This is a genomic window from Prevotella sp. P3-92, assembly GCF_002251205.1.
GTDB lineage: Bacteria > Bacteroidota > Bacteroidia > Bacteroidales > Bacteroidaceae > Prevotella.
The window spans coordinates 64245-85645 of the sequence record NZ_NPJE01000035.1; the positions used below are offsets into that span (position 1 = coordinate 64245).

At 43.5% G+C, this 21401-nt stretch carries 35 protein-coding genes; all 35 read left to right on the forward strand.

The features are described 5' to 3' along the window. Positions 1–52: 52 nt before the first annotated feature. The 35 genes from rpsG to CIK93_RS13625 all read left to right on the forward strand — a co-directional run bounded on the left by rpsG (position 53) and on the right by CIK93_RS13625 (position 21401). Positions 53–529, forward strand: coding sequence for a 30S ribosomal protein S7 (rpsG, locus tag CIK93_RS05340; protein ID WP_094446817.1), 477 nt, complete (start codon positions 53–55; stop codon positions 527–529). A 24-nt stretch (positions 530–553) separates the two neighbouring features. Then, positions 554–2680, forward strand: a complete 2127-nt coding sequence (gene fusA / locus CIK93_RS05345) for an elongation factor G (RefSeq protein ID WP_094434388.1) — start codon at positions 554–556, stop codon at positions 2678–2680. A gap of 85 nt (positions 2681–2765) precedes the next feature. Further along, complete coding sequence (gene rpsJ, locus CIK93_RS05350) at positions 2766–3071, forward strand: 30S ribosomal protein S10 (RefSeq protein WP_027448969.1); 306 nt, start codon at positions 2766–2768, stop codon at positions 3069–3071. Positions 3072–3129: 58 nt separating this feature from the next. After that, on the forward strand, positions 3130–3744 hold the full coding sequence (rplC, locus tag CIK93_RS05355) for a 50S ribosomal protein L3 (RefSeq protein ID WP_094391145.1): 615 nt from the start codon (positions 3130–3132) through the stop codon (positions 3742–3744). Between the two features lie 3 nt (positions 3745–3747). Next, positions 3748–4377 (forward strand): 50S ribosomal protein L4, encoded by a 630-nt coding sequence (gene rplD, locus CIK93_RS05360; RefSeq protein ID WP_094446793.1) that lies wholly within the window; start codon positions 3748–3750, stop codon positions 4375–4377. Between the two features lie 14 nt (positions 4378–4391). Continuing rightward, entirely contained in the window at positions 4392–4751 is a 360-nt protein-coding gene (gene rplW, locus CIK93_RS05365; RefSeq protein WP_094391147.1) for a 50S ribosomal protein L23, read from the forward strand. Between the two features lie 8 nt (positions 4752–4759). Further along, positions 4760–5587: a 50S ribosomal protein L2 gene (rplB, locus tag CIK93_RS05370; protein WP_094391148.1), complete on the forward strand. Its 828-nt coding sequence runs from the start codon at positions 4760–4762 to the stop codon at positions 5585–5587. 24 nt (positions 5588–5611) lie between these two features. Continuing rightward, positions 5612–5878, forward strand: a complete 267-nt coding sequence (gene rpsS / locus CIK93_RS05375) for a 30S ribosomal protein S19 (RefSeq protein ID WP_094391149.1) — start codon at positions 5612–5614, stop codon at positions 5876–5878. Positions 5879–5913: 35 nt separating this feature from the next. Next, positions 5914–6315, forward strand: coding sequence for a 50S ribosomal protein L22 (rplV, locus tag CIK93_RS05380; RefSeq protein ID WP_094391150.1), 402 nt, complete (start codon positions 5914–5916; stop codon positions 6313–6315). 5 nt (positions 6316–6320) lie between these two features. After that, positions 6321–7043, forward strand: coding sequence for a 30S ribosomal protein S3 (gene rpsC / locus CIK93_RS05385; RefSeq protein WP_094391151.1), 723 nt, complete (start codon positions 6321–6323; stop codon positions 7041–7043). A gap of 24 nt (positions 7044–7067) precedes the next feature. Continuing rightward, positions 7068–7496 carry a 50S ribosomal protein L16 gene (gene rplP, locus CIK93_RS05390; RefSeq protein ID WP_091960123.1) on the forward strand — a complete coding sequence of 143 codons (429 nt, stop codon included), beginning with the start codon at positions 7068–7070 and terminating at the stop codon, positions 7494–7496. 3 nt (positions 7497–7499) lie between these two features. Next, a complete protein-coding gene (gene rpmC, locus CIK93_RS05395) occupies positions 7500–7694 on the forward strand; it encodes a 50S ribosomal protein L29 (protein WP_094391152.1) in 195 nt (64 codons plus the stop codon). A gap of 2 nt (positions 7695–7696) precedes the next feature. Beyond that, positions 7697–7963, forward strand: coding sequence for a 30S ribosomal protein S17 (rpsQ, locus tag CIK93_RS05400; RefSeq protein WP_094391153.1), 267 nt, complete (start codon positions 7697–7699; stop codon positions 7961–7963). Positions 7964–7965: 2 nt separating this feature from the next. After that, complete coding sequence (gene rplN / locus CIK93_RS05405; RefSeq protein WP_094391154.1) at positions 7966–8331, forward strand: 50S ribosomal protein L14; 366 nt, start codon at positions 7966–7968, stop codon at positions 8329–8331. A gap of 20 nt (positions 8332–8351) precedes the next feature. Then, the gene (rplX, locus tag CIK93_RS05410; RefSeq protein ID WP_094391155.1) at positions 8352–8669 is read left to right on the forward strand and encodes a 50S ribosomal protein L24; all 318 of its coding nucleotides are present in this window, start codon (positions 8352–8354) and stop codon (positions 8667–8669) included. Continuing rightward, positions 8669–9223 (forward strand): 50S ribosomal protein L5, encoded by a 555-nt coding sequence (rplE, locus tag CIK93_RS05415; RefSeq protein ID WP_094391156.1) that lies wholly within the window; start codon positions 8669–8671, stop codon positions 9221–9223. The genes rplX and rplE overlap by 1 nt, the downstream gene beginning before the upstream one ends. A gap of 5 nt (positions 9224–9228) precedes the next feature. After that, on the forward strand, positions 9229–9531 hold the full coding sequence (gene rpsN / locus CIK93_RS05420; RefSeq protein ID WP_094391157.1) for a 30S ribosomal protein S14: 303 nt from the start codon (positions 9229–9231) through the stop codon (positions 9529–9531). Between the two features lie 74 nt (positions 9532–9605). Further along, positions 9606–10001: a 30S ribosomal protein S8 gene (gene rpsH / locus CIK93_RS05425; protein ID WP_094391158.1), complete on the forward strand. Its 396-nt coding sequence runs from the start codon at positions 9606–9608 to the stop codon at positions 9999–10001. A 16-nt stretch (positions 10002–10017) separates the two neighbouring features. Next, a complete protein-coding gene (gene rplF, locus CIK93_RS05430; protein ID WP_094391159.1) occupies positions 10018–10587 on the forward strand; it encodes a 50S ribosomal protein L6 in 570 nt (189 codons plus the stop codon). 24 nt (positions 10588–10611) lie between these two features. After that, entirely contained in the window at positions 10612–10956 is a 345-nt protein-coding gene (gene rplR / locus CIK93_RS05435) for a 50S ribosomal protein L18 (protein ID WP_094434390.1), read from the forward strand. A 6-nt stretch (positions 10957–10962) separates the two neighbouring features. Further along, a complete protein-coding gene (rpsE, locus tag CIK93_RS05440) occupies positions 10963–11475 on the forward strand; it encodes a 30S ribosomal protein S5 (RefSeq protein ID WP_094391161.1) in 513 nt (170 codons plus the stop codon). 16 nt (positions 11476–11491) lie between these two features. Further along, positions 11492–11668, forward strand: coding sequence for a 50S ribosomal protein L30 (gene rpmD / locus CIK93_RS05445; protein ID WP_094391162.1), 177 nt, complete (start codon positions 11492–11494; stop codon positions 11666–11668). A 26-nt stretch (positions 11669–11694) separates the two neighbouring features. Then, positions 11695–12141 (forward strand): 50S ribosomal protein L15, encoded by a 447-nt coding sequence (gene rplO / locus CIK93_RS05450; RefSeq protein WP_094391163.1) that lies wholly within the window; start codon positions 11695–11697, stop codon positions 12139–12141. A gap of 5 nt (positions 12142–12146) precedes the next feature. After that, a complete protein-coding gene (gene secY, locus CIK93_RS05455) occupies positions 12147–13490 on the forward strand; it encodes a preprotein translocase subunit SecY (protein ID WP_094434392.1) in 1344 nt (447 codons plus the stop codon). A gap of 5 nt (positions 13491–13495) precedes the next feature. After that, the gene (gene map, locus CIK93_RS05460; RefSeq protein ID WP_094446794.1) at positions 13496–14296 is read left to right on the forward strand and encodes a type I methionyl aminopeptidase; all 801 of its coding nucleotides are present in this window, start codon (positions 13496–13498) and stop codon (positions 14294–14296) included. 1 nt (position 14297) lies between these two features. Then, on the forward strand, positions 14298–14516 hold the full coding sequence (infA, locus tag CIK93_RS05465) for a translation initiation factor IF-1 (protein ID WP_094391166.1): 219 nt from the start codon (positions 14298–14300) through the stop codon (positions 14514–14516). A 17-nt stretch (positions 14517–14533) separates the two neighbouring features. Then, the gene (gene rpmJ, locus CIK93_RS05470) at positions 14534–14650 is read left to right on the forward strand and encodes a 50S ribosomal protein L36 (protein WP_094391167.1); all 117 of its coding nucleotides are present in this window, start codon (positions 14534–14536) and stop codon (positions 14648–14650) included. A 103-nt stretch (positions 14651–14753) separates the two neighbouring features. Next, a complete protein-coding gene (gene rpsM, locus CIK93_RS05475) occupies positions 14754–15134 on the forward strand; it encodes a 30S ribosomal protein S13 (RefSeq protein ID WP_092067126.1) in 381 nt (126 codons plus the stop codon). 43 nt (positions 15135–15177) lie between these two features. Then, positions 15178–15567, forward strand: a complete 390-nt coding sequence (rpsK, locus tag CIK93_RS05480) for a 30S ribosomal protein S11 (protein ID WP_094391169.1) — start codon at positions 15178–15180, stop codon at positions 15565–15567. Positions 15568–15611: 44 nt separating this feature from the next. Next, positions 15612–16217 (forward strand): 30S ribosomal protein S4, encoded by a 606-nt coding sequence (rpsD, locus tag CIK93_RS05485; RefSeq protein ID WP_094446795.1) that lies wholly within the window; start codon positions 15612–15614, stop codon positions 16215–16217. A gap of 12 nt (positions 16218–16229) precedes the next feature. Further along, positions 16230–17222, forward strand: coding sequence for a DNA-directed RNA polymerase subunit alpha (locus CIK93_RS05490; protein WP_094391171.1), 993 nt, complete (start codon positions 16230–16232; stop codon positions 17220–17222). 33 nt (positions 17223–17255) lie between these two features. Further along, complete coding sequence (rplQ, locus tag CIK93_RS05495) at positions 17256–17765, forward strand: 50S ribosomal protein L17 (protein ID WP_094391172.1); 510 nt, start codon at positions 17256–17258, stop codon at positions 17763–17765. 714 nt (positions 17766–18479) lie between these two features. Continuing rightward, positions 18480–19391, forward strand: coding sequence for an AEC family transporter (locus CIK93_RS05500; protein WP_094391173.1), 912 nt, complete (start codon positions 18480–18482; stop codon positions 19389–19391). 355 nt (positions 19392–19746) lie between these two features. Then, a complete protein-coding gene (gene gdhA, locus CIK93_RS05505; protein WP_094391174.1) occupies positions 19747–21084 on the forward strand; it encodes an NADP-specific glutamate dehydrogenase in 1338 nt (445 codons plus the stop codon). A 143-nt stretch (positions 21085–21227) separates the two neighbouring features. Then, positions 21228–21401 (forward strand): hypothetical protein, encoded by a 174-nt coding sequence (locus CIK93_RS13625; RefSeq protein ID WP_158215012.1) that lies wholly within the window; start codon positions 21228–21230, stop codon positions 21399–21401.

Sequence of the window (21401 nt, forward strand, 5' to 3'; positions counted from 1 at the left end):
GAAGAACAAGCAAGAACAGCCCCACGCAGACAACAAAACAAAAAAACAAAAAATGAGAAAAGCAAAACCAAAGAAGCGTGTGATCCTTCCAGATCCAGTCTTCAATGACAAAAAAGTGTCTAAGTTCGTTAACCATCTGATGTATGATGGCAAGAAATCAATCTCTTATGAGATTTTCTACAATGCTCTTGAAACCGTAAAGGATAAGATGCAGAATGAAGAGAAATCTGCTCTTGAGATTTGGAAGCAGGCTCTCGACAACATCACTCCTCAGGTTGAGGTTAAGAGTCGTCGTATCGGTGGTGCAACCTTTCAGGTTCCTACTGAAATCCGTCCCGATCGCAAGGAGAGTATCTCTATGAAGAATATGATTTCTTTTGCACGCAAGCGTAGCGGTAAGTCAATGGCTGACAAGCTTGCTGCTGAGATTATGGACGCATTTAACAATCAGGGTGGTGCCTACAAGCGCAAGGAGGACATGCATCGCATGGCTGAGGCTAACCGTGCTTTTGCCCACTTCAGATTCTAATTATAATACAAGGAGAAGAAAGAAATGGCAAATCGCGACTTACATTTGACTCGTAATATCGGTATTATGGCTCACATCGATGCCGGTAAAACCACTACTTCTGAGCGTATCCTTTTCTATACAGGAAAGACTCATAAGATTGGTGAGGTGCACGATGGCGCTGCTACCATGGACTGGATGGCTCAGGAGCAGGAGCGTGGTATCACTATTACCTCTGCTGCTACTACCTGTAACTGGACTTGGCAGGGTAAATCATTCAAAATCAACTTGATTGACACTCCAGGACACGTTGACTTCACTGCTGAGGTTGAGCGTTCACTGCGTGTTCTTGACGGAGCTGTTGCTACTTATAGTGCTGCTGACGGTGTACAGCCTCAGTCAGAAACTGTTTGGCGTCAGGCAGATAAGTACAATGTTCCACGTATCGGTTATGTAAACAAGATGGACCGTTCTGGTGCTGACTTCTTTGAGACTGTACAGCAGATGCGCGACATTCTTGGTGCTAACCCTGTAGTTATCCAGGTGCCCATTGGTGCTGAGGAGAACTTTAAAGGTGTGGTTGACCTTATCAAGATGAAGGCTATCCTGTGGCACGACGAGACCATGGGTGCTGAATATGATTTAGAGGAAATTCCTGCTGATCTTCAGGATGAGTGCGACGAGTGGCGTAATAAGCTGCTTGAAGCTGCCGCTGAATATGATGAGGCCTTGATGGAGAAATACTTTGATGATCCTAACTCAATCACTGAGGATGAGGTTATCGCCGCTATCCGTAAGGGTTGTGTAAGCATGGCCTGCACTCCTATGGTTTGTGGTTCTTCATATAAGAACAAGGGCGTACAGCCTCTGCTCGACTATGTTTGTGCATTCCTCCCATCTCCTATCGACATTGAGGTAGTTAAGGGTACTAACCCTGATACTGATGAGGAAGAAGATCGTAAGCCCAGCGAGACAGAGCCTACTTCAGCTCTTGCGTTCAAGATTGCTACCGACCCATACATGGGCCGTCTGGTATTCTTCCGCGTTTACTCAGGTAGCGTAAAAGCTGGTTCTTACGTTTACAATCCACGTTCAGGTAAGAAAGAGCGTATCAGCCGTCTGTTCCAGATGAACTCAAACAAGGAAATTCCTATGGAGTCTATCGACGCTGGTGATATCGGTGCGGGTGTTGGTTTCAAGGATATCCGTACTGGTGATACTCTCTGTGATGAAGATCATCCTATCGTACTTGAGTCTATGAGTTTCCCTGATACTGTGATTTCTATTGCCGTAGAACCTAAGTCACAGGCCGACATTGCTAAGCTTGACAATGGTCTTGCTAAGCTTGCCGAGGAAGACCCAACCTTTACTGTCCGTACTGATGAGCAGAGTGGTCAGACTATTATCTCAGGTATGGGTGAGCTTCACCTCGATATTATCATCGACCGTCTGAAGCGCGAATTCAAAGTAGAATGTAACCAGGGTAAGCCTCAGGTTAACTACAAAGAAGCCATCACCAAGACGGTTAACCTCCGTGAGGTTTATAAGAAGCAGTCAGGTGGTCGCGGTAAGTTCGCTGACATCATTGTTAATGTTGGACCAGTTGATGACGATTGGGATATCAAGGAGAATGGTGGACTTCAGTTCGTCAACGAAGTTAAGGGTGGTAACATTCCTAAGGAATTCATTCCATCAATCCAGAAAGGATTTGAGACAGCCATGAAGAACGGTATCCTCGGTGGTTACCCCGTTGATTCACTTAAGGTAGTTGTTGTTGACGGTTCGTTCCACCCAGTTGACTCTGACCAGCTCTCATTCGAAATCGCCGCTCAAATGGCTTATAAGGAAGCTTGTGCACAGGCTAAGCCCGTACTTATGGAGCCTATCATGAAACTCGAAGTTGTTACTCCAGAGGAGAACATGGGTGACGTGATCGGTGACTTGAACAAGCGTCGTGGCCAGGTAGAAGGAATGGAAGAAGGTCGCAGCGGTGCTCGCATCGTTAAGGCTCAGGTACCTCTGTCAGAGATGTTCGGTTATGTAACCGCTCTCCGTACCATTACTTCTGGTCGTGCAACCAGTTCTATGGAATATGATCACCACGCTCCTCTGTCAAGCACATTGGCTAAGGCTGTGCTCGAGGAAGTTAAGGGACGTGCCGATCTCGTATAATGCAATTTAGGAGTGCCGCTGAGCAAATGACTCTTTAGCGGCCTCCTTTCAATATTTTTATTCATCAATTTATAATTCAAGACAAATGAGTCAGAAAATTCGTATCAAGCTGAAGTCTTATGATCACAAGTTGGTTGACAAGTCTGCAGAGAAAATCGTGAAAGCTGTTAAGGCTACAGGCGCTATCATCAGCGGTCCTATCCCCTTGCCAACCCACAAGCGCATCTTCACTGTTAACCGTTCAACCTTCGTTAACAAGAAATCTCGCGAGCAGTTCCAGCTCTCAGATTACAAACGTCTGATTGACATCTATAGCTCTACAGCAAAAACTGTTGATGCTTTGATGAAGCTCGAACTCCCCAGCGGTGTTGAAGTTGAGATCAAGGTCTAGTAACGATTAAGTAAGATACAAAAACGAATTTATTTATTATTATTAAAAAGTAATTGAAATGCCAGGATTAATTGGAAAGAAAATCGGAATGACATCCGTATTCAGTGCCGACGGTAAGAATGTACCGTGCACTGTTATCGAAGCCGGTCCTTGTGTTGTTACTCAAGTAAAGACCGTCGAGAAAGACGGTTATGCTGCCCTTCAGCTGGCCTTTGGTGACAAGAAAGAAAAGAACACCACTAAGGCTATGCAAGGTGTATTCAAGAAAGCAGGTACAACACCTAAGGCTCACTTGGCCGAGTTCAAATTTGACGAAGAGCATAATCTCGGTGATGTTATCACTGTAGAGTTGTTTAGCGACAATGACTTCGTTGACGTTGTAGGAACTTCTAAGGGTAAGGGCTTCCAGGGCGTTATGAAGCGTCATGGCTTCGGTGGTGTTGGTCAGGCTACCCACGGTCAGGATGACCGCGCACGTAAGCCAGGTTCTATCGGTGCTTGTTCGTACCCCGCTAAGGTGTTTAAGGGAATGCGCATGGGCGGTCACATGGGTAGTGAGCGCGTAACCACGCAGAATCTCAAAGTATTGAAAGTAATACCGGAACACAATCTTATCCTTGTCAAAGGTAGTGTTGCTGGTTGTAATGGTTCAACCGTTTTAATTCAGAAGTAAGCAATGGAAATTAACGTATTAGATATCAATGGTCAGGAGACCGGAAGAAAGGTTACGTTAAACGAATCTATCTTCGGAATTGAACCAAATGACCACGTTCTTTATTTGGACGTAAAGCAGTATCTCGCTAACCAGCGTCAGGGTACACATAAGGCTAAGGAAAGAAGTGAGCATGCAGGTTCAACCCGTAAGCTCGGTCGTCAGAAAGGTGGCGGCGGTGCACGTCATGGTGATATTAACTCTCCTCTGTTGCGTGGTGGTGGTCGCGTATTCGGTCCCCGTCCGCGTGACTATCGTTTCAAACTCAACAAAAAAGTAAAGGTTCTTGCACGTAAGTCTGCTCTGTCTTACAAGGCACAGGAGAATGCAATCATTGTTGTTGAAGACTTCAATTTTGAGGCTCCAAAAACTAAAGATTTCATAAAAGTTGCTAAAAATCTTAAAGTTGAGGGCAAAAAACTGCTGATGGTTTTGCCAGAAGCAAATAAAAATGTATATTTGTCAGCTCGTAATTTGCAGCGCTCTGAAATTGCCCTTGCAGCACAGCTCAATACATACAAAGTTTTGAATGCTGATGTGATGGTGATCACTGAGAATTCGCTCAAGGCTATCGAGGCTGTTTTAAACAAATAAAGGAGACATAGAATATGACATATATCATCAAGCCTCTGATTTCAGAGAAAATGAATAATATCACAGAGAAGTCTTCTGCTGACAGAACTTTCAAGGCTAAGACCGGTGCCCACAAGGGTGAGATGGTTACTAAGAAGGCTCAGGCTAAATACGGTTTTATCGTAAAGCCTGAAGCCAAAAAGCTTGAGATTAAGTCAGAGATCGAAGCTCTGTATAATGTTACAGTAGAGAATGTGAACACACTTCGCTATGCCGGCAAGCGCTCTCAGCGTTACACCAAGGCAGGACTCGTGAGAGGCCAGAAGAATGCGTTCAAGAAGGCAATCGTTACTCTTAAGGAGGGCGACACTATTGATTTTTATAGCAATATTTAAAATAAAAAATGGCAGTACGTAAATTTAAACCCGTTACTCCGGGTCAAAGACACAAGATTATTGGCACGTTCGAGGATATTACTGCATCCGTGCCAGAGAAGTCTCTCGTTTACGGTAAGCGTTCTACCGGTGGTCGAAACAACACCGGTAAGATGACCGTTCGTTATATGGGCGGTGGTCACAAGAAGAAGTATCGTTTGGTCGACTTCAAGCGAGAGAAAGATGGTGTTCCAGCCGTAGTAAAGACAATTGAATACGATCCGAACCGTTCGGCTCGTATTGCATTGCTTTTCTATGCTGATGGTGAAAAACGTTATATCATTGCTCCTAACGGACTGCAGGTTGGTGCAACCTTGATGTCAGGAGAGGATGCAGCGCCTGAGGTAGGTAATGCACTCCCATTGGCTAACATTCCCGTTGGTACCGTCATCCACAACATTGAGATGCGTCCCGGTCAAGGTGCTAAGCTCGTTCGTTCGGCTGGTAATTTCGCTCAGTTGACTTCTCGTGAGGGCAGTTATTGTGTAATTAAGCTTCCTTCAGGAGAGACTCGTCAGATTCTCTCTGCTTGTAAGGCTACAGTAGGTAGTGTAGGAAACTCTGACCACGCACTTGAGCAGTCTGGTAAGGCTGGTCGCTCACGCTGGTTGGGCCGTCGTCCTCACAACCGTGGTGTTGTTATGAACCCGCATGATCACCCAATGGGTGGTGGTGAAGGACGTCAGTCTGGAGGTCACCCACGTTCACGCAAGGGCTTGTACGCTAAGGGTCTCAAGACTCGTGCACCTAAGAAGCTTTCAAACAAGTATATTATTGAAAGAGCTAACAAGAAGTAATCACGAAGTTAATTAGAGTAAATTATGAGTCGTTCATTAAAAAAAGGCCCTTACATCAACGTATCTCTCGAGAAGAAAGTTCTTGCCATGAATGAGAGTGGCAAAAAGAGTGTCGTTAAGACATGGGCTAGAGCTTCAATGATTTCCCCCGATTTCGTGGGACATACAGTTGCAGTTCACAACGGAAATAAGTTCATTCCTGTTTACATTACTGAAAACATGGTTGGTCACAAGCTCGGAGAGTTTGCCCCCACTCGTCGCTTCGGCGGACATGCTGGTAATAAGAAATAACAGGCTAATCCACCAGAAATAAAAAGAATAAAATAATGGGAGCAAGAAAAAAAATTGCGGCTAATAAAAGACAAGAAGCCAAAAAGACACAGTATTTTGCAAAGCTGAAAGGTGTTCCTTCTTCTCCACGCAAGATGCGCTATGTCGTTGATATGATTCGAGGCATGGAAGTTAATCGTGCACTTGGCGTACTGAGATTCTCGAAGAAGGCCGCTTCGGCTGACGTTGAGAAACTTTTGCGTTCAGCTATTGCCAACTGGGAAGCCAAAAACGATCGCAAGGCTGAAGATGGCGAACTTTACGTAACACGCGTCTTCGTTGATGAAGGTGTTACAATGAAACGTATGAGACCGGCACCTCAGGGTCGTGGATACCGCATTCGTAAGCGTTCTAACCACGTTACTCTGTTTGTTGATGCTAAAACTAATGATAAATAATAAGTATGGGACAGAAAATAAATCCAATTAGCAACCGTCTTGGAATTATCAAAGGTTGGGATTCAAATTGGTTCGGAGGCAAGGACTTCGGAGATAACTTGGTAGAGGATCAGAAAATCCGCAAGTACCTCAACGAACGTCTGGCTAAAGCTAGCGTATCAAAAATTGTCATCGAACGTACATTGAAGCTCGTTACCATTACTATTTGTACCGCTCGCCCCGGTATTGTCATTGGTAAAGGTGGACAGGATGTCGATAAATTGAAAGAGGAACTGAAGAAGCTCTATGATAAAGAGATTCAAATCAATATCTTCGAAGTGAAGAGACCTGAGCTCGATGCAACAATCGTTGCCAACAACATCGCTCGCCAGATAGAAGGCAAAATCGCTTACCGCCGTGCTATCAAGATGGCTGTTGCCAACACCATGCGTGCAGGAGCAGAAGGTATTAAAGTACAGATCTCCGGTCGTTTGAACGGTGCTGAAATTGCACGCAGCGAAATGATCAAAGAAGGTCGTACTCCACTCCACACTTTCCGTGCTGATATTGACTACTGCCAGGCAGAGGCTCTTACAAAAGTTGGACTGCTGGGATTGAAGGTTTGGATTTGCCGTGGAGAAGTTTACGGTAAGGTTGATCTGGCTCCAAACTTCACTCAGGAGAAAGGCATGGGTCGCTCTAATGGTGGTAACAATGGTGGCAGAAAGTTCCGTAATAGAAAAAAGTAATTAACGTTAAAGTAAGAAGCTAACATGTTACAGCCTAAGAGAGTAAGATATAGAAGACCTCAAGATGGACGTGGCAATAAAGGCAACGCTCACAGAGGTACGCAACTGGCCTTCGGTTCTTTCGGTATCAAGACACTTGACGCCAAGTGGATTGACAGCCGTCAGATTGAGGCAGCCCGTGTTGCTATCAACCGTTATATGAACCGTGAAGGTCAGGTATGGATCCGCATCTTCCCCGACAAACCTATCACCCGCAAGCCTGCTGATGTACGTATGGGTAAAGGTAAAGGTGACCCCGCAGGATGGGTTGCTCCGGTAACTCCCGGACGCATCCTCTTCGAGGTTGAAGGTGTTCCTTTTGAGACAGCCAAAGAGGCTCTTCGCCTCGGCGCTCAGAAGTTGCCTGTTAAGACTAAGTTTGTTGTTCGACGTGATTACGATAAAAACGCTTAATTTATGAAGACAAAGGAAATCAAAGAGCTCGAGACCAAAGAATTGGCCGAGAAATTGGAGACTGAAGTTGCCAAGTACAACATGATGAAGATTAATCATGCAGTAACTCCTGTGGAAAATCCATCTCAGATTAAAGCAGCACGTCGTGATATCGCGCGTATGAAGACGGAGCTCCGTCAAAGAGAACTTAACAAATAATAATGGTTCAGATGGAAACAAGAAATTTAAGAAAGACAAGACAGGGTGTTGTCATCAGCAACAAAATGGATAAAACCATTGTTATTGCCGCTAAGTTCAAAGAGAAGCACCCTATTTATGGTAAGTTTGTCCAGAAGACAAAGAAGTACCATGCTCATGATGAGAATAACGAGTGCAACGTAGGTGACACCGTTCTTGTTATGGAGACCCGTCCCTTGTCGAAGACAAAGAGATGGAGATTAGTACAAATCGTAGAAAAAGCTAAGTAATTATGATACAAGCAGAATCAAGACTGACAGTAGCAGACAACAGCGGCGCTCGCGAGGCCCTTTGCATTCGTGTATTGGGTGGTACACGCCGTCGTTATGCAAGTGTAGGTGATGTGATCGTTGTTGCTATCAAGAACGCCATCCCTACTAGTGATGTTAAAAAGGGTGCAGTATCAAAGGCTTTGGTTGTTCGCACAAAGAAAGAGATTCGTCGTGCTGATGGTTCTTATATCCGTTTCGACGATAATGCTTGTGTGCTTTTGAACAATGCTGGTGAGCTCCGCGGAAGCCGTATTTTCGGTCCTGTTGCACGTGAGTTGCGTGCTGTAAATATGAAGGTCGTTTCACTGGCACCTGAGGTTCTTTAACATTATAAAGTATTAAAGAAATGAGTAAGTTACATATTAAAAAAGGTGATGAGGTAATCGTCCTCGCTGGTAAGAATAAAAACAGCAAGGGAAAGGTGCTCAAAGTCTTGGTAAAGGAAGAAAAGGCTATTGTTGAAGGAGTCAATATGGTTTCTAAAAGCACTAAGCCTAATGCCCAGAACCCTCAGGGAGGTATTATCAAGCAAGAAGCTCCTATTCATATCTCAAATATTAGTCTGATTGACCCGAAGAGCGGTAAGCCTACTCGTGTTTCTATCAAACATGATGGCAAAAACGTAATCCGTGTCTCTAAAAAGTCAGGGGAGGAAATTAAGTAATGGATACAGCACAGTTAAAGAAAGAGTATAAGGAGAAAATTGCTCCAGCTCTCCAGAAGCAGTTCAACTACACTTCAGCCATGCAGATTCCTGTCCTGAAGAAAATTGTTATCAACCAGGGTTTGGGTGATGCAACTCAGGATAAGAAAATCATTGATGTTGCTATCAATGAAATTTCTACTATCGCTGGACAGAAGGCCGTTGCAACCTATTCCAAGAAGGATATTGCTAACTTCAAACTTCGTAAGAAGATGCCTATCGGTGTTATGGTAACTTTGCGTCGTGAGCGTATGTATGAGTTCCTTGAGAGACTCGTACGTGTTGCTTTGCCTCGTATCCGTGACTTCAAGGGTATCGAAAGCAAGTTTGATGGTCGTGGTAACTATACTCTTGGTGTTCAGGAGCAGATTATCTTCCCTGAAATCAACATTGACTCAGTGGACCGCATCCAGGGTATGAACATTACCTTCGTTACTTCGGCTACTACCGACGAAGAAGGTTATGCTCTCCTCAAAGCTTTCGGTCTGCCATTCAAAAACGCTAAAAAAGATTAATAGATATGGCAAAAGAATCTATGAAGGCTCGCGAGGTAAAGCGTGCTAAGATGGTTGCTCAATACGCCGAGAAACGTGCTGCCCTGAAGAAAATCATCGCAACAACAGAGGATCCCGCAGAAGCTTACGAGGCAGCTCGTAAACTTCAAAGCATTCCTAAGAATGCTAATCCTATCCGTCTGCACAACCGTTGCAAGATTACAGGACGCCCCAAAGGTTATATGCGTCAGTTTGGACTGTCGCGTATTCAGTTCCGTGAGATGGCCTCAAACGGTCTGATTCCAGGCGTAAAGAAAGCAAGTTGGTAATCAACATTTGAATCGAAAGAGATTATTTATTTAATATTGTCGGGGTTGTCCCGATTAATTAAACATTTTATTTTATGACAGATCCAATAGCAGATTATCTGACAAGACTCAGAAACGCAATTATGGCTCATCACCGTGTTGTTGAAGTTCCTGCGTCTAACTTGAAGAAGGAAATCACTAAGATCCTCTTCGAGAAGGGTTACATCTTGAACTACAAGTTCGTAGAAGATGGACCTCAGGGAAGTATCAAAGTTGCTTTGAAGTATGACCCTGCAACAAAGGCAAATGCCATTAAGTGTTTGAAACGCGTATCGACTCCAGGTCTTCGCAAATACACTGGCTACAAAGACATGCCGAGAGTTATTAACGGATTAGGTATTGCAATCTTATCTACATCCCAAGGTGTAATGACAGACAAAGAAGCTTCTGATTTGAAGATTGGTGGCGAAATACTTTGTTATGTATATTAAATTGGAGGAATAGCATATGTCAAGAATAGGTAAATTGCCAATTAGTATTCCTGCTGGTGTTACTGTAGCTCAGGGTCAGGATGGAATTGTAACCGTTAAGGGTCCCAAGGGTGAACTCTCTCAAAAGGTTGATTCTTCTATCAAGGTGACTATTGCTGATGGTCACGTTTCTTTCGAAATTGACGAGAATAGTCCTGTTAATCTCAAACAGAAACAGGCTTTCCATGGTCTTTACCGTGCCCTTGTACACAACATGGTTGTTGGTGTAAGTGAAGGTTATAAGAAGGAAATGGAACTGATCGGTGTAGGTTATCGTGTTTCAAACCAGGGTAATCTTATCGAGTTCTCTCTCGGTTATACTCACCCCATTTTCCTTCAGCTTCCAAGTGAAGTAAAGGTTGAGACTAAGTCTGAGCGCAACCAGAATCCTCAGATTGTACTTGAGTCTTGCGACAAACAGTTGCTCGGACTCATCTGTGCTAAGATTCGTTCTTTCCGTATGCCTGAACCTTATAAAGGAAAGGGTATCTTGTTCAAGGGCGAGGTTATCCGTCGTAAATCGGGTAAGTCAGCTTCAGCTAAGTAATAATCATTAAACGAATTGAAGATTATGACAACAAAGAAAGTAGAAAGACGAATTAAGATCAAATACAGAATTCGTAAGAACGTTTTCGGCACAGCCGAGCGTCCCCGCTTGAGCGTTTTCCGTAGTAACAAGCAGATTTATGCTCAGGTGATAAATGATTTGGAAGGTAAAACTCTTGCATCTGCATCTTCTCTCGGTCTTGAGGCTATGCCTAAGATCGAACAGGCTGAGAAGGTTGGCGAATTGGTAGCCCAGAAGGCCAAGGAGGCTGGCGTTGAAAGCGTGGTCTTTGACCGTAACGGTTATCTCTATCATGGCCGAGTAAAGTCTTTGGCTGATGCAGCTCGTAAAGGTGGACTTAATTTCTAAACGATTATGGCAATAAATAAAGTTAAAGTAAATAGTGACGTTGAGTTGAAAGACAGATTGGTTGCCATCAACCGTGTTACCAAAGTAACTAAGGGAGGTCGCACCTTTACTTTCGCAGCCATTGTTGTTGTCGGTGACGGCAACGGTATCATTGGTTGGGGTCTTGGCAAAGCTGGTGAAGTTACCGCAGCTATCGCCAAGGGTGTAGAAGCAGCCAAGAAGAATCTTGTAAAGGTTCCCGTACTCAAGGGAACCATTCCTCACGAGATGGAAGCACGTTACAGTGGTGCTCAGGTCTTCTTGAAGCCTGCTGCTGCTGGTACCGGTCTTGTTGCCGGTGGTGCTATGCGTGCTGTGCTTGAGAGCGTAGGTATTAAGGATATTCTGGCCAAGTCAAAGGGTTCTTCTAACCCTCACAACTTGGTTAAGGCAACAATCGTTGCTTTGAGCCAGATTCGTGATGCTTATACTATTGCCGGCACACGTGGAATCAGTATGGATAAAGTATTTAGAGGATAATAAGGAGATATTAACTATGGCAACAATTAAGATTAAGCAAATTAAAAGCAAAATCGGTTACCCTGTAGATCAGAAGCGTACTCTTCAGGCTCTTGGCCTTCGCAAGATCTCTCAGGTAGTTGAGGTGGAGGATACTCCTGTCATCCGTGGTATGGTACGTAAAGTCCATCACTTAGTGACTGTTATCGATTAATTATCATTTATTAAACAGATTCGAATATGAAACTTCATACTTTAAAGCCCGCTGAAGGCTCTACACATTCAAGCCGTCGAATCGGACGTGGTCCCGGTTCAGGTCTTGGTGGTACTTCTACGCGTGGACACAAGGGTGCAAAGGCTCGTTCAGGTTACAAGAGAAAGATTGGTTTCGAAGGTGGTCAGATGCCTCTTCAGCGCCGTGTTCCTAAGGCTGGTTTCAAAAATATCAACCACAAGGAGTATTTCGCAGTAAACCTTTCTACACTTCAGAAGCTTGCTGAAAAGCATGGTTATGCCAAGATTGGTGTTGCTGAACTCGTTGAAGCAGGTCTTACCAATGGTAAAGAGTTGGTTAAGGTTCTCGGAAACGGTGAACTGAAAGCCAAGGTAGATGTAGAAGCTAATGCATTCTCAAAAACTGCCGAAGAAGCAATCAAGGCAGTAGGTGGTAACGCAACAATTATCTAAAAAAGATGAAGAAGTTTATAGAGACACTGAAGAACATTTGGAAGATTGAGGATTTGCGTCAGCGCATCCTCATCACCTTCTTGTTTGTAGCAATATACCGTTTTGGTTCGTTCGTAGTTCTGCCTGGTATTAATCCTAGCATGCTCGACAAACTGCAGTCACAAACTCAAGGTGGCCTTATGTCACTTTTGGATATGTTCTCCGGTGGTGCATTTTCCAACGCATCAATTTTTGCGCTTGGAATCATGCCTTACATCTCTGCTTCTATCGTTATGCAGCTTCTTGCTGTTGCTGTACCTTATTTCCAAAAGATGCAGCGTGAAGGCGAGAGTGGCCGCAAAAAGATAATGACTTATACTCGGTATCTGACAGTAGGTATCCTGCTGTTTCAGGCACCGAGTTATCTCATTAACTTGAAAATGCAGGCTGGTCAAGCTTTGGCCTCGGGAATCAACTGGACGATTTTCTCAATCCCCGCATGTTTTATTCTCGCAGCAGGAAGTATGTTCATCCTTTGGTTGGGTGAGCGCATTACAGATAAAGGTATAGGCAATGGTATTTCTCTAATCATTATGATTGGTATCATCGCACGTCTGCCTCAAGCTTTCATCCAGGAAGTAGGCTCGCGTTTTACCGCTATTACCAGTGGTGGACTTGTGATGTTCCTTGTAGAGATTATCATTCTCTATGCAGTTGTTTGCGCATCTATCATTCTGGTACAGGGAGTTCGTAAGATTCCCGTACAGTACGCAAAACGTCTTGTAGGTAATAGTCAGGTTGGTGGTGCACGTCAGTACATCCCACTCAAGTTGTTTGCCGCCAATGTGATGCCAATTATCTTTGCTCAGGCATTGATGTTCATCCCCTTGGCATTTGTGCAGTATGCAGCTCCTGAGAATGCAAGTTGGTTTGTTCGTTCGTTGTTGAATCATCACAGTTGGACTTACAATATTATCTTTGCAGTTCTTATCATTCTATTCACCTATTTCTATACAGCTATTACGCTTAATCCAACCCAAATGGCTGAGGATATGAAACGTAACAATGGATTTATTCCTGGTATTAAGCCTGGAAAACCGACTGCTGATTACATCGACACTATTATGTCACGTATCACATTCCCTGGTTCGTTGTTTATTGCTTTCATTGCTGTTATGCCCGCTTTGGCTGGATTGTTGAATGTTCAGGATGCCTTCTCTCAGTTCTTTGGTGGAACATCTTTGTTGATTCTTGTTGGTGTTGTTATTGATACACTCCAGCAGATTGAGAGTCACTTGTTGATGAAACACTACGATGGACTATTGAGTTCTGGCCGTATTCATGGACGAGGCGGTGTAGCAGCCTACTAATCTGTATGAAGATATTTCTAAAAACAGAGGACGAAATAAACTTGATGCGCGATGCTAACCAACTTGTTGGTAAAACGCTCGGGCATCTTGCGAAATATATTAAGCCTGGCGTAACGACCCTTCAGTTGGATCAGATGGCAGAGGAATTTATCCGTGACCATGGAGCTATTCCGACTTTTAAGGGATTTCCAAATCCATATGGAGGGCCGTTCCCTGCCAGTATTTGTACATCAGTCAATGATGTCGTAGTTCATGGAGTACCTAATGCACAGACCGTATTAAAGGAAGGTGATATAATCTCCATTGATTGTGGTACGTTATTGAATGGATTTTGCGGTGACTCTTGCTATACGTTCTGCGTTGGAGAAGTCAGTGATGAAGTTAAGAAATTACTTCGCACAACTAAAGAATCTTTGTACAAAGGCATTGAAAATGCAGTTGCAGGAAATCATTTGGGTGACATCAGCAGTGCTGTTCAAGATCATTGTGAAGTACAAAATTACGGTGTTGTCCGTGAGTTAACCGGTCATGGTATTGGTCATGAGATGCATGAAGATCCTCCTGTACCTAATTATGGTCGTAGAGGAAACGGTATTCTCTTGAAGGCCAATATGTGTATAGCGATTGAACCGATGATAACGATGGGAAAACGCGAAATTTGGCTTGATGCCGATAAGTGGACCATTCGTACTCGAGATGGTAAACCTGCTGCACACTTTGAGCATACCATAGCAATTAGAAAAGGCAAGGCTGAAATTTTATCCTCATTTGAAGAAGTTGAAACGATAGAAGGAAAACAATATTAGTATGGCAAAACAAGGCGCTATTGAGCAAGATGGTACAATTGTCGAGGCATTGTCCAACGCAATGTTCCGAGTTGAATTGGCAAATGGTGTGCCCATTATAGCACACATTTCTGGTAAGATGCGTATGCATTATATCAAAATTCTTCCCGGAGACAAGGTGAAGGTTGAGATGAGCCCCTACGATCTTACTAAAGGACGAATTGTATTTAGATACAAATAAATAAGGAGAAAATTATAATGAAGACAAGAGCATCATTGAAAAAACGTACCCCAGAGTGCAAGATTGTACGTCGTAAGGGACGTCTGTTCGTTATCAACAAGAAGAACCCTAAGTATAAAATGCGTCAGGGCTAATGTTAAATAAGCATAAAGGATACATGAAGTTTCGCAAATTCTGTGTATCTTTGCATGCTTTTTAGCAGAAATTCGAATTTTAATTATTTATTTTAAGTAACAAATGGCAATTAGAATTGTTGGAGTAGATTTGCCCCAAGAGAAGCGTGGCGAAATCGCATTGACCTATATCTATGGTATTGGTCGAAGTAGTTCAGCAAAGATTTTGGACAAGGCCGGCGTGAGCCGCGACCTGAAAGTCAGCGAATGGAGTGACGACCAGGCAGCCAAGATCCGTGAGATTATCGGTGCTGAATTCAAAGTAGAAGGTGATCTTCGTAGTGAGATCCAGTTGAATATCAAGCGACTGATGGATATTGGTTGCTATCGTGGTGTCCGTCATCGTCACGGTCTTCCTGTTCGTGGTCAGAGCACCAAGAACAATGCACGTACCCGCAAGGGTAAGAAGAAGACTGTTGCAAACAAGAAGAAGGCCACGAAGTAATTCACAATTCACAAAAATCAGTAACAGTTAAGAATTAAGAATTATGGCAAAGAAAACAGTCACTTCAAAGAAAAGAAACGTGAAAGTAAATGCCCTTGGTCAGCTTCACGTACACAGTTCTTTCAATAACATTATTGTATCATTAGCCAACGATGAGGGTCAGGTTATTTCTTGGTCTTCAGCAGGTAAAATGGGTTTCCGTGGTTCTAAAAAGAACACTCCTTATGCTGCACAGATGGCTGCTGAGGATTGTGCAAAGGTCGCTTTTGACCTTGGTCTTCGCAAGGTTAAGGCCTATGTGAAAGGTCCCGGTAACGGTCGTGAGTCAGCTATCCGTGCGGTGCATGGTGCAGGAATTGAGGTTATCGAGATTATCGATGCAACTCCACTGCCACACAACGGATGTCGTCCTCCGAAGCGTCGTCGTGTATAATTGAAAGGAACATTATTATTATTTATTAGACATCTATTAAGATTATGGCAAGATATATTGGACCGAAATCAAAAATTGCTCGTCGATTTGGTGAAGCCATCTTCGGCGCAGACAAAGTTTTGTCCCGCAGGAACTTCCCTCCGGGACAGCATGGCAACAATCGCCGTCGCAAACAGTCGGAGTATGCTGTCATGTTGGCAGAGAAGCAGAAAGCCAAGTACACCTATGGTGTTCTTGAGCGTCAGTTCCGTAATTTGTTCGAGAAGTCAGCTAAAGCAGCTGGTATCACCGGTGAGGTTCTTCTCCAGCACTTGGAGAGCCGCCTTGACAATGTGGTGTTCCGCTTGGGTATTGCTCCCACTCGTGCCGCTGCCCGTCAGTTGGTTAGCCACAAGCACATTATCGTTGATGGCAATGTTGTGAACATTCCTTCTTATGCTGTTAAGCCTGGTCAGATTGTTGGTGTTCGTGAGAAGTCTAAGTCTCTCGAGGTTATCGACGCTGCCCTTGCAGGTTTCAACCACAGCAAATATCCTTGGATTGAATGGGATGAGCAGACCAAGAGTGGTAAGTATCTCCACGTTCCTGAACGTGCCGACATTCCTGAGAACATTAAGGAGCAGTTAATCGTACAGTTGTACTCTAAATAAATCATTAAATTAATGGCGATATTAGCATTTCAAAAACCTGATAAAGTCGTAATGTTGGAGGCCAATGACAAGTTCGGCAAGTTCGAATTTCGTCCTCTTGAGCCAGGTTTTGGTGTAACCATTGGTAACGCCTTGCGCCGCATTCTTCTTTCATCGCTCGAGGGTTATGCAATCAACACCATTCGTATTGCTGGTGTTGAGCATGAATTCTCTTCAGTACCTGGTGTAAAGGAAGATGTAACCAACATTATCTTGAATCTGAAGCAAGTAAGATTCAAGCAAGTAGTGGAAGAATTCGAGAACGAAAAAGTCTCTATCACCGTTGAGAATTCTACCGAGTTCAAAGCTGGAGATATAGGTAAGTATCTGACTGGATTTGAAGTGTTAAATCCCGATTTGGTGATTTGTCATTTAGATTCCAAAGCTTCGATGCAGATTGATCTAACAATTAATAAAGGTCGTGGTTACGTTCCCGCAGACGAGAACCGTGAGTATTGTACCGATGTTAATGTAATAGCAATCGATTCAATCTACACCCCAATCCGTAACGTTAAGTATTTTGTTGAACCTTATCGTGTTGAACAGAAGACAGACTACGACAAGCTTGTGCTTGAAGTAACAACGGATGGTTCCATTCACCCGAAAGATGCTTTGAAAGAAGCCGCCAAGATATTGATTTATCACTTCATGCTTTTCTCTGACGAGAAGATTACATTGGAGAATAATGATGTTGAAGGCAACCAGGAGTTTGACGAGGAAGTATTGCACATGCGTCAGTTGCTCAAGACTAAGTTGGTAGATATGAACCTTTCGGTTCGTGCGCTTAACTGTTTGAAAGCAGCCGATGTCGAGACCCTTGGTGATCTTGTACAGTACAACAAGACCGACTTGCTTAAATTCCGTAACTTCGGTAAGAAATCGCTCACTGAGCTTGATGATTTGCTCGAGAGTCTGAATCTGTCGTTTGGAACCGATATTACAAAGTATAAACTGGACCAGGCATAATAAGGCCATTAGTCCTCTAAGAAAAAACGAAAAATGAGACACAATAAGAAATTCAATCATTTGAGCCGTACTGCAGATCATCGCGCAGCTATGCTTGCCAACATGGCTATTTCGCTGATCATGCACAAAAGAATCACTACGACTCTTGCCAAGGCAAAGGCCCTCAAGAAGTACGTTGAGCCCCTGATTACACGCTCAAAGGACGATTCAACCAATTCACGTCGTGTAGTATTTAGCTACCTTCAGAATAAGGAAGCTCTGAAAGAGCTCTTCGGAGTTGTTGCAGAGAAGGTTGGTGACCGTCCCGGTGGTTACACCCGTATCATCAAGCTCGGAACCCGTCAGGGTGACGCTGCTTCTGTAGCTTTCATCGAGCTTGTTGACTTTGATGAGAACATGGCCAAGACCGTTAAGTCTGAAGCTAAGAAGACTCGCCGTTCACGCAAGTCAACTGCTGCTAAGACTGAGGCTCCCGCTGAGGCACCTGTTGCAGAAGCTCCCGTAGCTGAAGCACCTGCTGCAGAAGAGGCAAAAGCAGAGTAATCATCGATTAATATCAAATAGTAGAATCCCGCTTACATAAAGTGAGCGGGATTTTTTTAGATGTTATTTTTGCTTTTATTGCCATTAAGCCAATCAGGTTACAGTGCTTTTATGTATGGTTTATGATCTCTTATATTAAGTTTAATACACCATGTTTAGCGGATTGAAGTCGCTGTCTTTAATTATTGTCGCAGACACCTTATTATATCGGAGAAGTTGCCTTTTGGTATTGGCATATAAGGATCAATGATGTTGCGATGGACTTTAAGCTATGGAACTGTGACTTTGAACCTAATGTAAGTGCTTTATATATCTCTTGAAGGTACCGTTCAACGATGGTATAAGTGGCATCAAGTAATGAAGAAGTTGTTCTACTGTATATGTAAAACAGTCCTTTTGCAAAGGTGTCATAACGCATATAATTGCGATGACAGCCTTTTATGATAAGCGGCATATTTTTTTCAAATGGTTTTATAGCTGCTAAAAAATAAGTTTATAGATAGTATGGGATAACAAGAAACGGAATCGGTATTTGAATGAACATGTTTGAGGTAGAAATCTTATTGTCCTTTCTGTCTTTAGTTGCTGCATTGATGGCATTTGTTCTACATTGATAGAACCAGTCTTAGTTACAATAAGAAGATAACGCAATTCAAAGAATAGCAATGATCGTCATAAGTATGTGTAGATACCGTAGATAATAATAATGATTGTATGATAGAGAATGTAGAAGTGATGGTGATTTTGTTCATCATGGTGATATTAGGCTATGTGCTTTATAAGTTGGGTTACATGGGTGATAAATTCGAACAGAAGTTATCTGCTATTGTAATCGATGTGACGTGCCCTGCGCTTATCTTATCGTCCGTTATGGGTTCAGAAATTCCCGATCGTAGTCTTATTCTTCCTTTGTTGGTTACAGGGTTTCTTACCTATATATTGTTATTGGTCTATGGTTTCTTAGTTCCGCGTTTTATCACGCAAGATCGTGATGCGCGTGGGATGATAGGTTTTGCATTGATGTTTGCCAATGTCGGCTTTATTGGATACCCCATAGTTGCTTCGATATTCGGTGTTAAAGCCGTATTTTACGCAGCCTTATTGAACATGCCCAACACCTTTTTTATCTTTACCGCCGGTGTAATGCTTGTAAAAGGCGAATACAGTATCAAGAGTATCAATCCCAAGTTGCTTTTTTCACCTGCAATGATAGCAGCATTTGTAGCCGCCTTAATGGTTGCATTCGGTATTCATACCCCTGCTATGATAGCTCGTCCCATGACGATGGTAGGTAATATTACAGTTCCAGCCTCATTGATGATCATCGGTTCTTCTATGGCGCGTCTCTCGTTAAGAGAGATAGTAGGCAGCCCGAAGGTATATGTAGCCTCCGTTTTGCGTTTGTCAGTTGTGCCTTTATCCGTTTATTTTCTGTTCAAGATATGTGGTGTAAGCGATGTCATCAACAATATCAATACCGTTGTTATTGCTATGCCCGTAGCATCTTTCGGCACAATGTTCTGCATGAAATACGGTCGCAATCCATCTTTGATGACCGAGATGACCTTCATTACCACTGTAGCCTCCATTCTGAGCATTCCATTAGTAACACTCTTATTCAAATAAGTGTTATTGTAATGTCAGTCGTTATGTGTTTTGAGTCATGCTGACGCGTCATTCATCCGATATATACCTATTCCATTCATCTGATGTATTCCCATCGTAAATGTGATAGCTGTACGAAGTGTGGTAGTCTTTCAATAATCTTGTTGAAAGATGCTTTTTTTGAACTATTAAGCCCATAGAAAACAATTGTTGGGTACGTGCACAGCGTAAATAAGTGTGCAAAATTAACATAATGTAAACATTGACTTTAAAATATTTCGTATTTTTCTTTGAAGTTTCGGGAAAGATACCTATATTTGCATTGTCTTAATGACACATTGCAACAAAGTTACTAAAATATAAAATCCTTAAAACTATGAATGTAGAGAAAATCATGCAAGACCTGGAACATAAGCACCCAGGTGAAGCCGAGTACTTACAGGCAGTCCGTGAAGTGTTACTCTCTATTGAGGAAGTCTATAACCAGCATCCTGAGTTTGAGCGCGCGAAGTTAATTGAGCGTCTTGTTGAGCCCGAACGTATTATCACTTTCCGTGTTCCTTGGACTGATGATAAGGGTGAGGTGCATGTAAATATCGGCTATCGAGTACAGTACAATAGCGCCATTGGCCCATACAAAGGCGGTTTGCGCTTCCATCCCTCTGTAAACCTCAGTATTTTGAAGTTCTTGGGATTTGAGCAGACATTTAAGAATGCACTGACCACATTGCCTATGGGCGGTGGTAAGGGAGGTTCTGACTTCTCTATCCGTGGTCGCAGTGACAACGAAGTGATGCGTTTCTGCCAAGCATTCATGACCGAACTGTATCGTCATATTGGTCCAGATGAGGACGTTCCCGCTGGTGATATCGGTGTAGGCGCTCGTGAAATTGGTTTCCTGTATGGTCAGTATAAGAAGTTGACCCATCAATTCCAGGGTGTTCTTACCGGTAAGGGCATCGAGTGGGGCGGTTCAAAGATTCGTCCAGAAGCAACAGGCTTTGGTGCATTATACTTCGTCAATCAGATGATGCAGACCCATGGTCTCGACATCAAGGGCAAGACCGTTGCTATTTCAGGCTTCGGCAACGTAGCATGGGGTGCCGCCAAGAAGGCTACCGAACTTGGTGCCAAGGTAATCACTATCAGTGGACCTGACGGCTATATCTACGATCCTGCCGGTTTGGATGCAGAGAAGATTGCTTATATGCTTGAGCTTCGTGCTTCAGGTAACGATATTTGCTCACCTTATGCCGAAGAGTTTGCAGGTTCTGAATTCTACGCAGACAAGAAGCCTTGGGAGCGCGAGGCTGACATTTATCTGCCTTGTGCTACTCAGAACGAACTCAATGGAGCCGATGCCGACCAGATTTTGGCCCACAAGCCACTCTGCGTAGCTGAGGTATCTAACATGGGTTGCACAGCAGAAGCAGCAGAAAAGTTCATTGCTGCCCATCAGCTCTTTGCTCCTGGTAAGGCTGTCAATGCAGGTGGTGTTGCCACTTCTGGTCTTGAAATGACCCAGAACTCTATGCGTTTGGGTTGGAGCGAGGCAGAAGTTGATGAGAAACTCCACTACATCATGTCTAATATCCATGAGCAGTGCGTGAAGTATGGCAAGCAGGCTGATGGCTATATCGACTATGTGAAGGGTGCAAACGTAGCAGGTTTCATGAAGGTAGCCAATGCTATGATGGCTCAGGGTATTGTTTAAAAAACTCTCTTTACTAAGCACTCCGATTACAAGTAGTCGGAACATATCCTTGGGAGGGAAGTCGCAAGACTTTCCTCCTTTCTGTTTTTTCTTGCGTCAAAGCAGCTTTGCAAATCAGCTTTATTGCTTTGCTGAGTGATATTATGACGCGTCCTTCCATGATATGCACAGCAGTTCATTGTGCAAATGCGACATGCGAGCGTGATGTACGGCTGTTGCTTTGGTGTCTGATGTTGTTGATGAAGGGAAATAAATCAGCCTCTGCTCAGAACTTACGCTCCGTGGCAGAGGCCGACTATATGGGTATTATGTGTTAG